This is a genomic window from Streptomyces sp. NPDC101191, from assembly GCF_044767915.1.
In the GTDB taxonomy this organism is placed as follows: Bacteria; Actinomycetota; Actinomycetes; order Streptomycetales; family Streptomycetaceae; genus Streptomyces.
In genome coordinates this window covers 588,723-604,971 of the sequence record NZ_JBIWOU010000004.1, presented here as the reverse complement: position 1 = coordinate 604,971, position 16,249 = coordinate 588,723, and the positions used below count along the sequence as shown (strand labels likewise).

Below are 16,249 nucleotides of genomic sequence, written 5' to 3'. Positions count from 1 at the left end.
CCACCCCCCGCCCCCAACCCCGGGCCGGGGGGTGCGACTGTGGCTGCCCGACGCCCCCTCGCGGGGGCCGCCCCCCCCCCCGCCCCCCCCACCACCGTCACATCCGCTTACGTTCTTCCCGCTGCGGGTCACCGGACCGGATCGGTGACCGCCGTCCACGGGAGAACGGGGGTGTGCCCATGCGGATCGGACTGCTCACAGAGGGCGGCTATCCGTTCGCCGCCGGCGAGTCCGGGCTCTGGTGCGACCGGCTCGTCCGCGGGCTCGCCCCGCACGAGTTCGACCTGTACGCGCTCAGCCGCGACGCCCGCCAGGAGGCCGGCGGGAGGCTGCCGCTGCCGGCCAACGTGCGGGTGGTGCGCACCGCGCCGCTCTGGACCGTCGAGGATGCCGGACGCGGCTACGGGCGGCGCGAACGGCGCCGTTTCGAGGCCGCGTTCAAGGACCTGGCCGACGGTCTGTGCGCGGCGCCGGACACGACGGGCGAGCCGTTCGGCCGGAGCCCCGGCCGCGACGACGAGGCGGTCGCCGAGCAGTTCGCCTCCGGGCTCTACGGCCTCGCCGAACTCGCCCGCGCCTGCGGCGGCCTGAGCGCCGCGCTCCGCTCCGAGCGGGCCGTCCGGATCCTTGAGTCCGCCTGCCGCGCGCCCGGCGCGCGCCGGAGCGTGGCCGCCGCCACCGTCGCCGACCAACTCGCCTTCACCGACCAGCTGGAGCGCGCCCTGCGGCCGCTCTCCCTCGGCTGGTACGCCGAGGAGGAGGGCCCCGACGGTACCGGCGGCCTCGGGCTCGTCGACCTGTGCCACGCGGCCTCCGCCGGGGCCGCGGCGCTCCCGGGCCTGCTGGCCAAACGCTTCTTCGGCACCCCGCTGCTCGTCACCGAGTACGGCGTCCAGCTCCGCGCCCACTACCTGGCCGCCACCGGCGCCGCGCTCGCCACGCCCGTCCGCGCCCTGCTCGCCGCCTTCCACGGCCGGCTCGCCGGCGAGGTCTACCGGCAGGCCGCGCTCCTCACCCCCGGCAACACCCACGCCCGTCGCTGGCAGGAGAAGTGCGGTGCCGAGCGGGCCCGGCTGCGCACGGTCTACCCCGGCATGGACGCCGAGCGCTTCGCCGAGGTCGGCGAGGACGAGGAGAGCGGCGACCCGACGACCCTGTCCTGGATCGGCCGGGTCGAACCCGCCAAGGACCTCGTCGCCCTGCTCCACGCCTTCGCCGAGGTGCGGCGGCGGCAGCCCGACGCCCGGCTGCGGATCATCACCGCACCCGTGCGCGAGCCCGGCGCGGCCGCCTACCTCGCGCACTGCCGCGGCCTGGCAGAGCAGCTCTTCCCCGACGAGGCGGCCGGCGCCCACGCGGTCGGCGAGAACCCGGTCTCCTTCGAGGAGTTGGGCGGCCCCGAGGCCCCCACCCTGGAGGACGCCTACGCCGCCAGCGCCGTCGTCGTCCTCTCCAGTGTCGTCGAGGGCTTCCCCGTCAGCCTCGTCGAGGCCATGTTCTGCGCCCGGGCCACCGTCTCCACGGACGTGGGCGCGGTGGTCGAGGTGATCGGCGGCACCGGACTCGTCGTGCCCCCGCGCAACCCCAAGGCGCTCGCCGACGCCTGCCTCGCGCTCCTGCGCGACCCCGACCGGCGCCACCGGCTCGGCGCCGCCGCCCGGGCCCGCGCACTGGAGCTGTTCACCGTGGAACAGAACCTCGCGGCGTTCCGCGGCATCTACCTCGAACTCCTCTCCCACTCGCCGGTCCGCCGCCGCACCACCAGCGGTGTGCCCTTCGCGCACCCGGCCGAGGCCCATGTGCCCGGCAGCTGGGCGGACCAGCCGGTCACCGCCGCGGCCGGCACCGGAGATCCCGATGCCTGAAGGAGGCACAGCCATGCGCGGCCCCGCCGCCCCCACCAGCCCCGGCCCCTGGGACTCCCGTTCGGAGGCCCTGCTCAGGGCTCCCGCGCTCACGGCCGACACGGCCGGGCCCGCGACCCCCGACCTGGACCTCTCGGCCGCCCCCGCGGGGCTGGACCTCCTGGCCGCCCCGGCGGAGTCCGCCGCACCCGGTCCCGGTGCCCGGCGGGATCCCGCTCCGGTCGACCACGGACCCGCGACCGGGACCGTGACCGGGGCCGTGACCGCGACCGGTACCGTGACCGAGCCCGAGCAGCCCGAGCCCGAGCCCGGAACCGACCCCGTGCCCGTCCTCGTCGGCGCGGCCGGCCCCGAGGACCCTGCCGAAGCGATTCAGCAGTCCGTGCCCGCACCGGCCTCCGGTGTGCGGGCGCGCCGGGGACCCGCCGACCCCGTCAAGGCGCTGATGCACCGGCACCGCGAGCTGTGCGAACGGGCCGTGGATCCGCTGGAGATCGCCGCCGGGCTGGAGGCGCACGGGGTCACCGACCGGACCGCCGCGCGGTTCCGGCACCGGGACGTGTTCTCGCTCGCCGAGGAGCTCTACGCGCGCGTGCCGCGCGGCGAGGGCGGGGCGCTGCCCGCCGCGCCCGCGCGGACGAGGGACGACGGGGTGGGGGGCTGGGCGCTCGCCGTCTGCGGCCCCGGGGCCGCCGCCGCGCTCGGCACCGTCGGGCTCGCGCTCAGCACCGGGGTGCCCCGTCTCGTCGTCGGAGCGGCCGGGGCGCTCGGGCTGGCCGGCGCGCTGTTCGGCGCCGTGCGGCGCGGGCCGCTGCGGGCCTCCGGACGTACCGTGCCCGCCACCGCACTGTGGACGCTCTGGCTCCTCGCGTACGCGGCGGCCGGCGACGGGCTGCTCGACCAGCTGCTCAGCGGGGGACCGGAGGGCGGTCCCCTCGTCGTCACCGGTCTCGACGGGCCGGCCGACGGCGCATGGCGGTTCGACACCGGGCCGCTGCTCGCCCTCGCGCTCTCCGTCGTCCCCGCCGCCTGGTGCGCCCACCTCTTCGCGGTCCGGGCCCGCCGAAGACTCGCCGCCAGCCGCGGGCTGGACGACTTCGCGGCCGGCGCCCGCCCGCTGCTCCTCGGCGGCGTCGCGCTCCACCTCGCCGCACTCGCCGGGCTGCTGGTCCTCACCGGCTTCCGTCCCGGTGCGCTCGCACTCGGCACCCTGCTCCTGCTCGCCCGGCTGCTCGCCGCGCACGGCTACTCCGAGGGCGCGGCCGGCGTCCTCGCCGCGGCCTGCGCCGGCGAGGCCCTCGTCCTGGCGAGCGTCCTCGCCGCCCGGCTCCCGGGCTGTCACCTCCTCGGCGCGCCGGTCCGCTCGGTCGTCGACCAGTGGGGCCCCGGGGCCGTGCCCGCTCTCGTCTGCGGCGGCGCCGCCCTCGCCCTGCTCGTCCACGCCGCTTCGGCGCTCTCCCGGGCCTCGGCCCACGCCTGACCCCGGCGCACCCGCGGAGCCGACGCCGCGGGCGTACCCCTCCCACGTAGACCCTCCCAAGGAGACGAAAGAGACATGACCCCCCAATCCCACGCCACGGCCGGTCGGCACGAAGGGGCCGCACGATGAGGGTGCTGCTGCTCGGAGCCAACGGATTCATCGGCCGCTTCGTCGCCGACCGCCTGCTCGCCGACCCGGCGGTCCACCTCACCGCGCTCGGCCGCGGCGACGACGCCGACGTACGGTTCGACCTCGCGACCGGCAGCCCCGGCGCACTCACCCGGTTCCTCGACGCGGTCCACCCCGGGGTGGTCGTCAACTGCGCCGGAGCCACCCGGGGCGGCGCCCGCGACCTGACCCGGCACAACACGGTCGCCGTCGCCACCGTCTGCGAGGCGCTGCGCCGCAGCGGCTGCGGCGCCCGGCTGGTCCAGGTCGGCTGCGCCTCGGAGTACGGGCCGAGCCAGCCCGGTTCGTCCACCGCCGAGGACGCCGTGCCCCGGCCCGGCGGCCCGTACGGCGTGTCCAAGCTCGCCGCCACCGAGCTCGTCCTCGGCTCCGGCCTGGACGCGGTCGTGCTGCGGGTCTTCTCGCCGGTCGGCCCCGGCACCCCGGCCGGCTCCCCGCTCGGCCGGCTCGCGGAGGCCATGCGCCGCGCGATGCAGGCCGGCGACGGCGAGCTCAAGCTCAGCGGACTCGGTGTGCAGCGGGACTTCGTGGACGTCCGGGACGTCGCCCGGGCCGTGCACGCCGCCTCGCTCTCCGCCGCCCAGGGCGTGGTCAACATCGGCACCGGCCGCGCCGTGAAGCTCCGCGACGCCGCCGCCGTCCTCGCCAGGGTCGCCGGATACGCGGGCCAGCTGCACGAGCTCGACGGACCGCCGCCGCGCTCGGTGATCGGCGCCCCGCGCACCGAGGCGTCCATCGCCGAGCAACTGGCCGCCGCCCCCTACCCGTACCCCGACGGCTGCGGTCCCTGGCAGCAGGCCGACGTCCGCACCGCGCGCGACCGGCTCGGCTGGCGGCCCCGGATCAATCTGGAGGAGTCCCTCGCGGACATCTGGATGGAGGCGGCATGCCGCATCTGACCGCCACCGGGACGGTCACCGACATGGGGGTGGGCGTCCCCGGCTACGCCCACCCCCTGCTCGCGCCCGTCGAATGGGCCGAACTCACCCGTCCCGGAACCCCGGTGCACTGGGCCGTGCTCAACGTCGCGGAGGGGCCGGGCGCCCGGCCCGACCCGCACTGCCTGGCGGCCGCGGGCAAGCTGCGCAACGCGGGCGTCCGGGTGCTCGGCCACCTCGACCTGCGGTACGGCTCGCGCCCCTTCGGCGAGCTGGTCTCGGACGCCCAGCGCTTCCTCGACTGGTACCGGACGGACGGCTTCTACCTCGACCGCGCCCCGGCCGACCGGGCCGACCTGCCGGGCGTCCGGCGGATCGCCGCCACCCTGGAGGCGCTGCGCGAGGACACGGTCCACCTCGTCCTGGGCCACGGAACCCACCCGTACCCGGGCTACGCGGAGAGCGCCGACCAGCTGGTCACCTTCTCCGGCGCATGGACGGACTACCGCTGGTCGCAGGTGGCGGAGTGGACGGCCGAGTATCCGGCGGGGAAGTTCGTGCACCTGGTCCACGGGGTGCCCCGGACGCATCTGGACGAGGCCCTGCGGATCGCCCGCTGGCAGGGCGCCGGCACGGTCTTCATCACCGACCGCAGGGGCCGCCCCGGACAAACCGACCAATTCCACACGCTGCCCGGCTACTGGGACGAAATCGTCTCGCGTATCGGACGGGGTGTCTCGGAATGAGAAGGGCCGTGGCAGTGTTGTGCGGAGAACAACCGTACTGACATACCGACCATCGGAGACTCCGTGTCGCTGCCACCCCTGGTCGAGCCGGCTTCCGAGCTCACCGTAGACGAGGTCCGCAGGTACTCCCGCCACCTGATCATCCCGGACGTCGGGATGGACGGGCAGAAGCGGCTCAAGAACGCCAAGGTGCTCTGTGTGGGCGCCGGCGGTCTCGGTTCGCCGGCCCTGATGTACCTGGCCGCGGCCGGTGTCGGCACGCTCGGCATCGTGGAGTTCGACGAGGTCGACGAGTCGAACCTGCAGCGTCAGATCATCCACAGCCAGTCCGACATCGGCCGCTCCAAGGCCGCGTCGGCCCGCGACAGCGTGCTCGGCATCAACCCGTACGTGAACGTGATCCTCCACGAAGAGCGGCTCGAGGCCGAGAACGTGATGGACATCTTCAGCCAGTACGACCTGATCGTCGACGGCACGGACAACTTCGCGACCCGCTACCTGGTCAACGACGCCTGCGTGCTGCTCAACAAGCCGTACGTGTGGGGCTCGATCTACCGCTTCGACGGGCAGGCCTCGGTCTTCTGGTCCGAGTACGGCCCCTGCTACCGCTGCCTCTACCCGGAGCCCCCGCCGCCGGGCATGGTCCCCTCCTGCGCCGAGGGCGGCGTCCTGGGCGTGCTGTGCGCGTCCATCGGCTCCATCCAGGTCACCGAGGCGATCAAGGTCCTCGCCGGCGTCGGCGACCCGCTGGTCGGCCGCCTGATGATCTACGACGCCCTGGAGATGCAGTACCGCCAGGTCAAGGTCCGCAAGGACCCCAACTGCGCGGTCTGCGGCGAGAACCCGACCGTCACCGAGCTCATCGACTACGAGGCCTTCTGCGGCGTCGTGTCCGAGGAGGCCCAGGAGGCGGCGCTCGGCTCCACGATCACTCCGAAGCAGCTCAAGGAGTGGATCGACGACGGCGAGAGCATCGACATCATCGACGTCCGCGAGCCGAACGAGTACGAGATCGTCTCCATCCCCGGCGCCCGTCTGATCCCGAAGAACGAGTTCCTGATGGGCAACGCCCTCCAGGACCTCCCGCAGGACAAGCGCATCGTCCTGCACTGCAAGACGGGTGTCCGCAGTGCGGAGGTCCTCGCCGTCCTCAAGTCCGCGGGCTTCGCGGACGCGGTCCACGTCGGCGGCGGCGTGATCGGCTGGGTCCACCAGATCGAGCCGGAGAAGCCGGTCTACTAGACCGCCCGCGCAGCCCTGCAGCGCACGAGGGGCCCGGTGGCATCCGTCCGTACGACGGACACCACCGGGCCCCCTTCGTCTCCGTCACCGGCAGACGGTCCCGGAGGCGGGCACCTTGCCCTCCAGGAGGTAGGCGTCGGTCGCCGCCTTCACGCACCGGTTGCCGCTGTTGTAGGAACCGTGGCCCTGGCCCTTGTACGTGACCTCCACGCCGACACCCGGGCCGAGGGCCTCGACCATCGAACGGGTGCCCGCGTACGGGGTGGCCGGGTCACCGGTGTTGCCGATCACCAGGATCGGGGCGGAGCCGGGGGCCGAGACGTCGGGGTGGTCCCAGGTCCCCGGGACCGGCCACGGGGCGCAGCTCGCGAGGGCCCAGCCCATGAAGTCGCCGAAGACGGGGGAGGCCCGGCGGAACTCGGGCAGCCGCTCCTTGGCCTGCCCGAGGGTGAAGCGCTCCTTGAAGTCCACGCAGTTGATGGCGGCGTTGGCAGCCTGGATGTTGCTGTAACTACCGTTCTGGCTGCGCCCGTTCATCGAGTCCGACAGGGCGAGCAGCAGGGCCCCGTTGCCGCCCTCGGCCTCGTCGAGGCCCTGCTCCAGATACGGCCAGAACTCCTTCGAGTACAGGGCCTGCGCGATGCCGTTGGTGGCCTGGGTCTGGGTGAGCATCCGGTCGCCGATGCCCGGGATCGGCTTCTTGTCGAGCTCCGCGAGGAGATCGGTGATGAAGCCCTCGATCTCGGCGACCGACGAGCCCGGCAGCACGCACTGGTCGCCCCGGTCCACGCAGTCCTTCGCGAAGTTGTCCAGCGCCAGCTGGAAGCCCCTCGCCTGGCCCAGGGCGCCGGCCTCCACCCCCGCCGTCGGGTCGACGACCGCGTCGAAGACCGCGCGGCCCACGTTCTTCGGGAAGAGGTGCGCGTAGACGCCGCCGAGTTCGGTGCCGTACGAGATGCCGAAGTAGTGGAACTTGTCGTCCCCGAGGACCCGGCGCATCAGGTCCATGTCACGGGCGGCGTTCTCCGTCCCCACATAGGGGAGGTGGGGGCCCGCGTTCCTCTCGCAGCCGTTCGCGTACTTCCGCTGGGCCGCCCCCAGCGTCCGCTCCTCGGCGGCGTCGTCGGGCGTGAAGTCCAGGGCGTAGAAGGCGTCGAGCTCCTTGTCGGTGGCGCATTCGACGGGCTCGCTGCGGCCGACGCCGCGCGGGTCGAAGGACACCAGGTCGTAGCGGGACCGCAGGCCCTCGAAGTCGGTCGCGAAGCTCGGCAGGCCGGTGACGCCGGAGCCGCCGGGGCCGCCGAAGTTGAAGACCAGCGAGCCGATCCGCTTGTTCGTGTCGCGGGCCTTGGCGCGGATGAGGGCCAGCTCGACGGTGTCGCCGTCGGGCTTGGCGTAGTCGAGCGGCGCCTTCATGAAGCTGCACTCCCAGGGCGCCCCGCCGGGCAGCGGCGACGGCGCCGGTCCGCCGCCCTCCGCCGGGGACGGCGGCAGGCACGGCGCCCATTCGAGCTTCTGCCCCGCGAGCGCGTCGAGCCCGACCGGCCCGCTCGGCTCGGCGGCCGCCTCCTTGTCCCCGTCGTCGGAGCACCCGGCGGTGAGCAGCAGGGCGGTCGCGGTGAGCAGGGCGGCACGCTGAGCGGCGGAGATCGGCATGTCCCCATCGTGTGCCGCACCCCGGGCCCCCGCGCGGGCGGAGGGCCATGCGGGTGGCGCCCGGCGCGGCCCCGGGCGGTGGCCGGCCCGCCCCGGCTCGGCGCCGCCGTGGCGCCACCGCGGGCGCGGGCGCCGCCCTACAGCGCCTCGCGCTTCGTCAGCCAGTTGAAGCAGATCCAGCCCGGCAGGACCGGCAGCCACAACGTCAGGAGCCGGTAGAGCAGCACGGCCGGAGTCGCGACCTCGAAGGGCAGGCCGACCGCCACGAGACCCACGGTCAGCGCGCCCTCGACCGCACCGACACCGCCCGGCGTGGGCGCCGCCGATCCGAGGGCGTTGCCCGCGAGGAAGACGACGGCCACGCTCGCGTAACTGATCGTCTGGTGCCCCTGCCCGAAGGCCCGGATCGAGGCGTCCAGACAGAACACGAACGCGCCCGTGAGCAGCAGCATGCCTCCGATGCCGGTGACCAGCTTCATGGGCCGCTGGAGCACGTCCAGCATGCGCGGCACGACCCCCGCGAACAGCGAGCGCAGCCGGGTCGACACGAACTTGCGCATGAAGGGGATCGCCGTCACGACGAGGACGAGCACCGCGACCGTCAGCAGGCCGGCGATCACGGTCCTCGACGGGGAGAAGGACTGCGACTTCTCCGTACCCGTCAGATAGCCGAAGGACAGCAGCAGCAGGATGTGCGCTCCGAGCCCGAAGAGCTGCGAGGCGCCGACGCTGGCGACCGCGAGCCCCGGGCGCACCCCCGCGCGCTGCAGGAAACGGGTGTTCAGGGCCACGCCGCCGACCGCCGCCGGAGCGACGATCTTCACGAACGAGCCGGCGACCTGGGCCACCACCGTCCGCCAGAACCCCACCCGCTCGGGCACGAAGCCGAGCAGGCTCATCGCCGCCGCCAGGTAGCTGATCGCCGAGAACACCACGGCCGCCGCCACCCACCGCCAGTCGGCCTCGCCGACCGTCGACAGCGGGGTCCGGGCGATCTGCGACAGCAGGAAGTACGCGGCGACGGCGCCCGCGATGAGGCTGACGAGCGTCCGCGGCTTGATCCGCTCCAGGCGGACCGGCTCCACCGGCGCCTGCGGCCGGATCCGCAGCACCTGCTGGCGGATCTGGGCCAGCAGGTCCTCCTCGCGGGCCTCGTCCAGGGCCTCGTCGAGCGCCCGCTTCTCGGCCTTCTTGTCGGCCAGCTTCTCCGCCCGGGCGGCCTTGCGGTCGGCGGCGAGGTCGCTCTGCGCCCGTGCCTCGGCCCGGGCCTGCTTGGCCGCCTCCGAGGCCGCGAGGACCGCCTCGCGCTCCCGTGCCGAGCGCTCGCGGGCGAGCCGGCGCAGCTCCGCCCGGGTGGACCGGCTCAGCGCGATCGGCTGGAGCAGCGGCAGGCAGTCCGCGATCGGGTCCGGGCCGAGCACCTCCACGGCCGCCGTCACCGCCCGCTCGGCCCCGACCCGCAGACCCAGGGTCGTGAGCAGCTGCGCGATGTCCATCCGCAGGACGATGTCGCCGGCGGCGATCTCGCCGCCGCGCAGATCCGTGAGGATCACCCTGCCGGAACGATCCACCAGAATCGCGTCGCCGGCGAGCCTGCGGTGCGCGATCCGGCGCGACTGCAGCGCCTTCACCTGACGCCAGGCGCTGCGCACCAGGTCGTCGGTGATCTCCTGGTCGTCCAGCGAGTCGAGGGTCCGGCCGCCCAGGTGCTCGTACACGAGCATCACGGCGTCCGGGCCGAGCTCGGAGGTGGCGATCAGCTTCGGCGCGTTGGCGCCCGCCGCGATCGCCGCGTACGCGAGCAGCGCCTCCTGCTCCAGGGCCTGGCGCAGGGACACGATCGAGCGGCGGGTGGTGATGGTGCGCAGGGTGAGCCGCCGCCAGGCCCGGTAGAAGAAGCCGTGCGCCTGCTGCTCGCGGTCGACGACCGTGACGTCGAGCGGCGGCTCGTCCTCCAGGGTCACGATGTAGCGCCGTCCGCGGTCCCCGCTGTCCGCGGAGTCCGGCACGCCCTCGGCGCGCAGCGCGGTCACCGGCCGGAAGCCGACCCGTCGCAGGCCGGCCAGCAGTGTCTGCCCGGTGGGCCGGACGTTGGGCGAGCCGACCGCGTAGAGCGTGCCGTAGGCCACGGTCCAGCCGATCAGCACGGTGAGGATGATCGAGAAGGCGGTGGTGTACCCGGCGACGAGCATGGTGAACGCGTCGAGCAGCAGCACCACCCACAGCACCACGCGCCAGCGCGGTCTTCGGGCCATGCCCACGGCGGTCATGTAGGCGATGACCGGCGCCAGGTAGTTGTGCACCGGGTCGGTGAGACCGCCGCCGGACTGCGGCTGGGTGAGCGCGTCCTGGATGGTGCCGGGTGCCGCCTGCGCGACCCACAGGTCCGTGGCGAGCGTCACGCCGTGCGCGAGGACGGCCGCCAGCACGCCGTCGGCGATGCGCAGTCCGTCACGTTTCACGAGCCGTTCGATGGCGAAGGCCACCGGGACGAGCAGGACGGCGATGGACGAGACCAGGCCGGCGATCTTGACGAAGACGTCGGGGGCGCCGCCGGCGCCCTTGTTGATGTCCTGCTCCAGGCCGGAGGTCGTGCCGTGGGCGAAGGCGGCGATGGCGAGGACGACGGCGATGGCGAGGACGCCGATGAGCAGCCGCATCAGGTCGGACGGCCGGTGCACGCGGGCAGCGAGCAGCGGCTCGTCGCCGGATACGCGCTCGGGCGCGCGCTCGGGCGGGCTGTCCTGCGCCATCACCATGTCCGTCTCTGCGTGCCGTTCCGTGGTCGTCGTCGGCGTCACCGTCGTGGCCGCCGATGCCGTCGTTGCCGTCGGCGTCACGGTCGTGGCCGCCGATGCCGTCGTTGCCGTCGTCGTCTCGTGTTCTTGATCTCGTATCACCAGTCACCGCCCGGACGATGGTGGCACGAGAAGGGGCCGTACGGAGGCATCAGGGGGTTGTCGGTGCGGTGCGGCAGGATGGGCCGAATGGAGAACCAGGAGCTGCCCGAGCTGCCCGAGTATGCGGAACGGGTCCTTCAGGTCGCCGAGGAGATCCCGCCCTCGCGGGTGATGACCTACGGCGACGTCGCCGAGTGGCTCGGCGAGGGGGGTCCCCGCCAGGTGGGCCGGGTCATGGCACTGTACGGCAGCTCGGTGCCCTGGTGGCGTGTGGTCCGCGCGGACGGCACCCTGCTCCCCGGCCACGAGCGCCGTGCCCTCGGTCACTACCGGGCCGAGGGCACACCGCTGCGGGAGCCGAAGGGCGGCCCGGTCAGACTCGACATGCGGCGCGCCCGCTGGGACGGTACGGGCGGGTGAGGGCGCGGCGGACCCCGGTGCCACGCCTGACGGCACGACACGTGAGGGACGCGGGCGGGATCGCGTAACGTCGAAGCTCGCGTTTCTCACCGGAGCACCCCGAGCAGCGCGCGCGGCCCGACCGGCGACGCGAGCGACCCCAGCGGCGCGCGCGGCCCGAGCGGTCCGTGAAACCCGCACACCCACCAGCAGGACCGGCGACCCACGTGACTTCCTCCTCGACCCTTCGGCATACGCGGGGCCCCGGCGCGTACCGGCTGGTGCGGGCCGTCCCGGCGCCGGTGCGGCCCCCTGTGCTGGACGCAGCGCAGCGGGCGGTGGTTGAGCACGCGGACGGACCACTTCTCGTCCTCGCCGGACCCGGCACCGGAAAGACGACGACGCTGGTCGAGGCCGTCGCCGCCCGCATGGAACAGGGCGCCGACCCCGAGCGGCTCCTCGTCCTCACCTTCAGCCGCAAGGCCGCCGTCGAACTCCGCGACCGGATGGCGGCCCGGCTCGGCGGGCAGCGGCCCCCACAGGCCACCACCTTCCACTCGTACTGCTACGCCCTCGTCCGCGCCCACCAGGACGCCGACCTCTTCGCGGAACCCCTCCGGCTGCTGTCCGGACCCGAGCAGGACCTGGCCGTACGCGAACTGCTCGCCGGTCACGTCGACCTGGAGAAGCTCGGCCTCGGCCGGCTCCGCTGGCCCGACGAACTGCGCGCCTGCCTCACCACCCGGGGCTTCGCCGACGAGGTGCGCGCGGTGATCGCGCGGTCCCGGGAACTGGGCCTCGGGCCGCGAGCCCTGGACGCCTTCGCCCGCCGCGTCGGCCGCCCGGACTGGCGGGCCGCGGCCGGCTTCCTCGCCGAGTACCTCGACGTCATGGACCTCCAGGGCGTCCTCGACTACACCGAGCTGGTCCACCGGGCGGTGCTGCTCGTGGAGTCCGCCGCGCCCGGCACGCTCCCCGCGTACGACGCGGTCTTCGTCGACGAGTACCAGGACACCGACCCCGCCCAGGTGCGGCTGCTCCGCGGGCTGACCGCCCCCTCGGTCGTCGCCTTCGGCGACCCCGACCAGTCGATCTACGCCTTCCGGGGCGCCGACGTGAACGGCATCCTCGACTTCCCGGCCGCCTTCGGCGGCGGCGTCCGCGTCCTCGGCACCTCGCGCCGCTCCGGCGCGGCGCTGCTCGCCGCGACCCGGCTGGTGACCCAGCGCATGCCGCTGCCCCGCCTTCCCGCCGCCGCGGTACGGGCCCACCGCGCACTCGCACCGGTACGGGAGGGGGGCCGGGCGGAGGTCTACACGTACCCCACCGCCTCCACCGAGACCGACAACATCGCCGACCTCCTCCGCCGCGCGCACCTGGAGGACGGCCTCCCCTGGCACGAGATGGCCGTCCTCACCCGCGCCGCCGCCCACCTGCCCGCCCTCCGCCGCGCCCTCACCTCCGCCGGCGTCCCGGTCGAGACCGACGCCGCGGACACCCCGCTCCGCCACGAACCGGCCGTGGCACCGCTGCTGCTCGCCCTGCGCGCGGCGGCGGGGGGCGTGGCCGCGCACGGCGCGGAGGCGCGGGGCGAGGGCCCGGACGACGGGGAGGCGGGCCCGGGGGGTCGGGCGGACGCCGGTGTCGGTGTCGGTGCCGGTGCCGGTGCCGCTGTCGACACCGAGGGCGCCGAGGCGGACGGGGTGGCTGATGCAGTGGCTGAGGTCGACGCCTCTGCCGATGCCGGTGCCGGGGCGGACCTGGGCGCCGATGCCGGTGCCGGGGCGGACCCGGACGTCGATGCCGGTGCCGCTGCCGGGGCGGACCCGGACGTCGATGCCGGTGCCGGTGCCGGGGCGGACCTGGGCGCCGATGCCGGTGCCGGTGCCGGGGCGGACCCGGGCGCCGATGACCGCGGCGTCGCCGGATCCGGGTGGCTCGACGTCGAGACCGCCGTCGCGCTGCTCGCCTCGCCGCTCGCCGGGATGGACCCCGCCGACCTGCGCCGGCTCGGGCGGGCGCTGCGGGACGAGGAGCGGGCCGGCGGGAACAAGGTGCCGGCGCCGTCGGACGTGCTGCTCGCCCGGGCGCTGGCCGAGCCCGAGCGGCTCGTCGCGCATGACCAGGCGTACGCGCGCGGCGCGAAGCGGCTCGGCGAGCTGCTGCGGTCCGCGCGGAACAAGCTGGCCGCGGGCGGCACCGCCGAAGAGGCCCTGTGGCTGCTCTGGAACGGCACGCCCTGGCCCGGGCGCCTGGAGCGTTCCTCCCTGCGCGGCGGCCCGGCCGGGCGCAACGCCGACCGGGACCTCGACGCCGTGTGCGCCCTGTTCGAGACGGCCGCCCGCGCCGAGGACCGGGTCGGCGGCCGTGGCGCGCTCAACTTCCTCGAAGAGCTCGACGCGCAGGACATCGCCGCCGACACCCTCACCCGCCGGCACACCCGACCCGACGCCGTCCGGCTGATGACCGCCCACCGCTCCAAGGGCCTCGAATGGAGCCTCGTCGTCGTCGCCGGCGTGCAGGAGGGGCTGTGGCCCGACCTGCGCCGCCGCGGCTCCCTCCTGGAGGCCGACCGCATCGGCCGCGACGGCCTCGCGGAGCCGCTCACCCCCGGCGCCCTCCTCGCCGAGGAGCGCCGGCTCTTCTACGTCGCCGCCACCCGCGCCCGGGACCGGCTCGTCGTCACCGCCGTGAAGGCCCCCGCCGAGGACGGCGACCAGCCCTCCCGCTTCCTCACCGAGCTCGGCGAGGAGCCCAAGGAGGTGGCCGGCCGGCCCCGGCGCCCGCTCGCCGTCGCCGCCCTCGTCGCCGAGCTGCGCGCCACCACCGTCGACCCCGAGGCCTCGCCCGGGCTGCGCGCCGCCGCCGCCGAACGCCTCGCCCGGCTCGCCGCCCTCGCCGACGAGGACGGGCACCCGCTCGTGCCCGCCGCCCACCCGGACCGCTGGTGGGGTCTCGCCGAGCCGACCCGCAGCGAGGTACCGCTGCGCGACCGCGACCGCCCCGTGGCGCTCTCCGGCTCTGCCCTCGACCAGCTCGCCAACACCTGCGCCCTCCAGTGGTTCCTGGGCCGCGAGGTGAAGGCCGACGCCCCCGCGACCGCCGCCCAGGGCTTCGGCAACGTCGTCCACGTGCTCGCCGACGAGGTCGCCTCCGGCCGTACCCCCGCCGACCTCGACGTCCTCATGGCCCGCCTGGACTCCGTCTGGGACGCGCTCGCCTTCGACGCGCCCTGGAAGTCCGCGCAGGAGAAGGAGAACGCCCGGGTCGCCCTGGAGCGCTTCCTGCACTGGCACGTCATGGACCGGGCCGGACGCACCCCGGCCGCCACCGAGCACGACTTCGACGTCACCCTGGGCGCGGGGGCGTACGAGGTCCGCATCCGCGGCTCCATGGACCGCGTCGAGGCCGACGAACAGGGCCGCGCCTACGTCGTCGACTTCAAGACCGGCAAGGCCGCCCCCACGAAGGACGAGGTCGCGCACCACCCGCAGCTCGCCGTCTACCAGCTCGCCGTCCGCGAGGGCGCCGTCGACGAGGTCTTCGGCGGCCGCACCCCCGAGCCGGGCGGCGCCGAACTCGTCCACCTCCGCCAGGCCGCCCCCAAGAAGGAGGGCGGCGACGCCCTGCCCAAGGTCCAGGCGCAGCAGCCGCTCGAAGGGGAGTGGGTCGGCGACCTCCTCGCCACCGCCGCCGGCCGCGTCCTCGACGAGCGCTTCACCCCGACCGCCGGGCAGCACTGCACGACCTGCAGCTTCCGCGCCTCGTGCAGCGCCCGCCCCGAGGGCCGTCACATCGTGGAGTAGGCAGGCGGAGGGCTCGCGGGGCGGTGCGGGCGCGGGGCGGTGCGGCGTGGGCCGCCGCGGGCGCGGGCGCCGCGGGCACGGAGGGCGCCGGCGCCGCGGTCGCGGGGCGCGGGGAGCCCCGCCCGGCCGCGAAGTCGCGACGACCGCCCCGCTCCGGCACCCTGGAAAGCCGGGGGTCTCGGGGAGAGTCCGCGAGGAGGCTCGCATGGCGTACCGCACCACCAAGCTCCGCGTCGCCACCGCCGTCGCCACCGCCCTGATCGCGGGCGCCGCGCCCGCCACCCTTGCCCAGGCCCGGGCCCCACAGACGCAGGCTCCGGCGGCACAGGCCGGGGTAGCACAGGGACCGGCGGCGGACGTGCGGGCGCCCAGCCCGTCTCCCGACCCCTTCCGGGGCCTGACCGCCGACCAGATCGGCGACAAGGCCGTCGCCGCCACCCAGTCCGCGACCTCACTGCGCATGGCCGGCCGGGTCACCACCGGCGGACAGCCCCTGGACGTCGACTTCTCCGTCAACGACAAGAAGCAGTGCACCGGGCGGATCAAGCTCCAGGGCGGCGCCGCGGAGCTCCGCCAGACCGGCGGGCTCACGTACATGAAGGGCGACGAGAAGTTCTGGCGGGCCTCCATGGCCTCCCAGGGCATGCCCGAACCGCAGATCGAGGCGACCATCGAGCTCCTCAAGGGCCGCTGGCTGAAGATCGCCCCCGGGCAGGCCGGCAGCGGTGACCTCGGCGGCGTCTGCGACCTGAAGGCGCTCCTCTCCGACCTCGGCAGGAACAAGGCCGAACGCACCGGACTGGTCCGCGGCCCCGACGCCGAGGTGAAGGGCACCCCGGTCGCCACCCTGGTGAAGCGGAAGCCCCACGGCGAGACCACGACCGTGTCCGTCTCGCAGCGCGGCAAGCCGTACATCCTCAAGATGGTCAAGACGGGCGGCGCCGAGCCCGGCAGCGTGGTGCTCTCCGACTACGACAAGCCCGTGAAGGTCGTCGTCCCGCCCGAGGACGAGACGGTCGACCTGACCAAGCTGGACCAGGGCAGTACCGCGGAGCGGCCGGTGTGACGGACGTCGCGAAGGGGCGGGA

11 protein-coding genes are annotated in these 16,249 nt (G+C 74.9%); 9 read left to right on the top strand and 2 right to left on the bottom strand.

Annotation, left to right across the window (positions count from 1 at the left end; genetic code table 11):
• Nucleotides 1-179 precede the first annotated feature (179 nt).
• The 5 genes from ACIRQF_RS19325 (at nt 180) to moeZ (ending at nt 6,400) form a co-directional block, all read left to right on the top strand.
• Nucleotides 180-1,865, top strand: coding sequence for a DUF3492 domain-containing protein (locus ACIRQF_RS19325; RefSeq protein WP_404093525.1), 1,686 nt, complete (start codon nt 180-182; stop codon nt 1,863-1,865).
• Nucleotides 1,866-1,878: 13 nt separating this feature from the next.
• The gene (locus ACIRQF_RS19320; RefSeq protein ID WP_404093523.1) at nt 1,879-3,345 is read left to right on the top strand and encodes a hypothetical protein; all 1,467 of its coding nucleotides are present in this window, start codon (nt 1,879-1,881) and stop codon (nt 3,343-3,345) included.
• A gap of 125 nt (nt 3,346-3,470) precedes the next feature.
• On the top strand, nt 3,471-4,433 hold the full coding sequence (locus ACIRQF_RS19315) for an NAD-dependent epimerase/dehydratase family protein (RefSeq protein ID WP_376632178.1): 963 nt from the start codon (nt 3,471-3,473) through the stop codon (nt 4,431-4,433).
• Nucleotides 4,421-5,158, top strand: a complete 738-nt coding sequence (locus ACIRQF_RS19310; protein ID WP_389756636.1) for a spherulation-specific family 4 protein — start codon at nt 4,421-4,423, stop codon at nt 5,156-5,158. Before ACIRQF_RS19315 ends, ACIRQF_RS19310 begins: the two co-directional genes overlap by 13 nt.
• Nucleotides 5,159-5,221: 63 nt before the next feature.
• A complete protein-coding gene (moeZ, locus tag ACIRQF_RS19305; RefSeq protein ID WP_365338545.1) occupies nt 5,222-6,400 on the top strand; it encodes an adenylyltransferase/sulfurtransferase MoeZ in 1,179 nt (392 codons plus the stop codon).
• Between the two features lie 84 nt (nt 6,401-6,484).
• On the opposite strand, the gene ACIRQF_RS19300 is transcribed toward moeZ, so the two are convergent.
• Together ACIRQF_RS19300 and ACIRQF_RS19295 are read right to left on the bottom strand one after the other, a co-directional pair.
• Nucleotides 6,485-8,056: an alpha/beta hydrolase gene (locus ACIRQF_RS19300; RefSeq protein WP_389756639.1), complete on the bottom strand. Its 1,572-nt coding sequence runs from the start codon at nt 8,054-8,056 to the stop codon at nt 6,485-6,487.
• 137 nt (nt 8,057-8,193) lie between these two features.
• Nucleotides 8,194-10,815 (bottom strand): flippase-like domain-containing protein, encoded by a 2,622-nt coding sequence (locus ACIRQF_RS19295; RefSeq protein WP_404093518.1) that lies wholly within the window; start codon nt 10,813-10,815, stop codon nt 8,194-8,196.
• Between ACIRQF_RS19295 and ACIRQF_RS19290 the strand changes: the two genes are divergently transcribed.
• The 4 genes from ACIRQF_RS19290 to ACIRQF_RS19275 all read left to right on the top strand — a co-directional run bounded on the left by ACIRQF_RS19290 (nt 10,814) and on the right by ACIRQF_RS19275 (nt 16,227).
• Complete coding sequence (locus ACIRQF_RS19290; RefSeq protein WP_404093516.1) at nt 10,814-10,945, top strand: hypothetical protein; 132 nt, start codon at nt 10,814-10,816, stop codon at nt 10,943-10,945. The genes ACIRQF_RS19295 and ACIRQF_RS19290 overlap by 2 nt on opposite strands.
• Nucleotides 10,946-11,034: 89 nt before the next feature.
• Entirely contained in the window at nt 11,035-11,376 is a 342-nt protein-coding gene (locus ACIRQF_RS19285) for an MGMT family protein (RefSeq protein ID WP_389756642.1), read from the top strand.
• Nucleotides 11,377-11,582: 206 nt separating this feature from the next.
• Entirely contained in the window at nt 11,583-15,161 is a 3,579-nt protein-coding gene (locus tag ACIRQF_RS19280) for an ATP-dependent helicase (RefSeq protein WP_404093513.1), read from the top strand.
• A gap of 205 nt (nt 15,162-15,366) precedes the next feature.
• Nucleotides 15,367-16,227 carry a hypothetical protein gene (locus ACIRQF_RS19275; RefSeq protein ID WP_404093511.1) on the top strand — a complete coding sequence of 287 codons (861 nt, stop codon included), beginning with the start codon at nt 15,367-15,369 and terminating at the stop codon, nt 16,225-16,227.
• Nucleotides 16,228-16,249 lie beyond the last annotated feature (22 nt).

What these genes read in the sequence shown, in the direction of transcription:
- ACIRQF_RS19315 (WP_376632178.1), top strand. Translation starts at nt 3,471, where the DNA reads ATGAGGGTGCTGCTGCTCGGAGCCAACGGATTCATCGGCCGCTTCGTC.
- ACIRQF_RS19285 (WP_389756642.1), top strand. Translation starts at nt 11,035, where the DNA reads ATGGGCCGAATGGAGAACCAGGAGCTGCCCGAGCTGCCCGAGTATGCG.
- ACIRQF_RS19300 (WP_389756639.1), bottom strand. Translation starts at nt 8,056, where the DNA reads ATGCCGATCTCCGCCGCTCAGCGTGCCGCCCTGCTCACCGCGACCGCC.
- ACIRQF_RS19325 (WP_404093525.1), top strand. Translation starts at nt 180, where the DNA reads ATGCGGATCGGACTGCTCACAGAGGGCGGCTATCCGTTCGCCGCCGGC.
- ACIRQF_RS19290 (WP_404093516.1), top strand. Translation starts at nt 10,814, where the DNA reads ATGTCCGTCTCTGCGTGCCGTTCCGTGGTCGTCGTCGGCGTCACCGTC.
- ACIRQF_RS19310 (WP_389756636.1), top strand. Translation starts at nt 4,421, where the DNA reads ATGCCGCATCTGACCGCCACCGGGACGGTCACCGACATGGGGGTGGGC.
- ACIRQF_RS19275 (WP_404093511.1), top strand. Translation starts at nt 15,367, where the DNA reads ATGGCGTACCGCACCACCAAGCTCCGCGTCGCCACCGCCGTCGCCACC.
- ACIRQF_RS19295 (WP_404093518.1), bottom strand. Translation starts at nt 10,815, where the DNA reads ATGGTGATGGCGCAGGACAGCCCGCCCGAGCGCGCGCCCGAGCGCGTA.
- ACIRQF_RS19320 (WP_404093523.1), top strand. Translation starts at nt 1,879, where the DNA reads ATGCGCGGCCCCGCCGCCCCCACCAGCCCCGGCCCCTGGGACTCCCGT.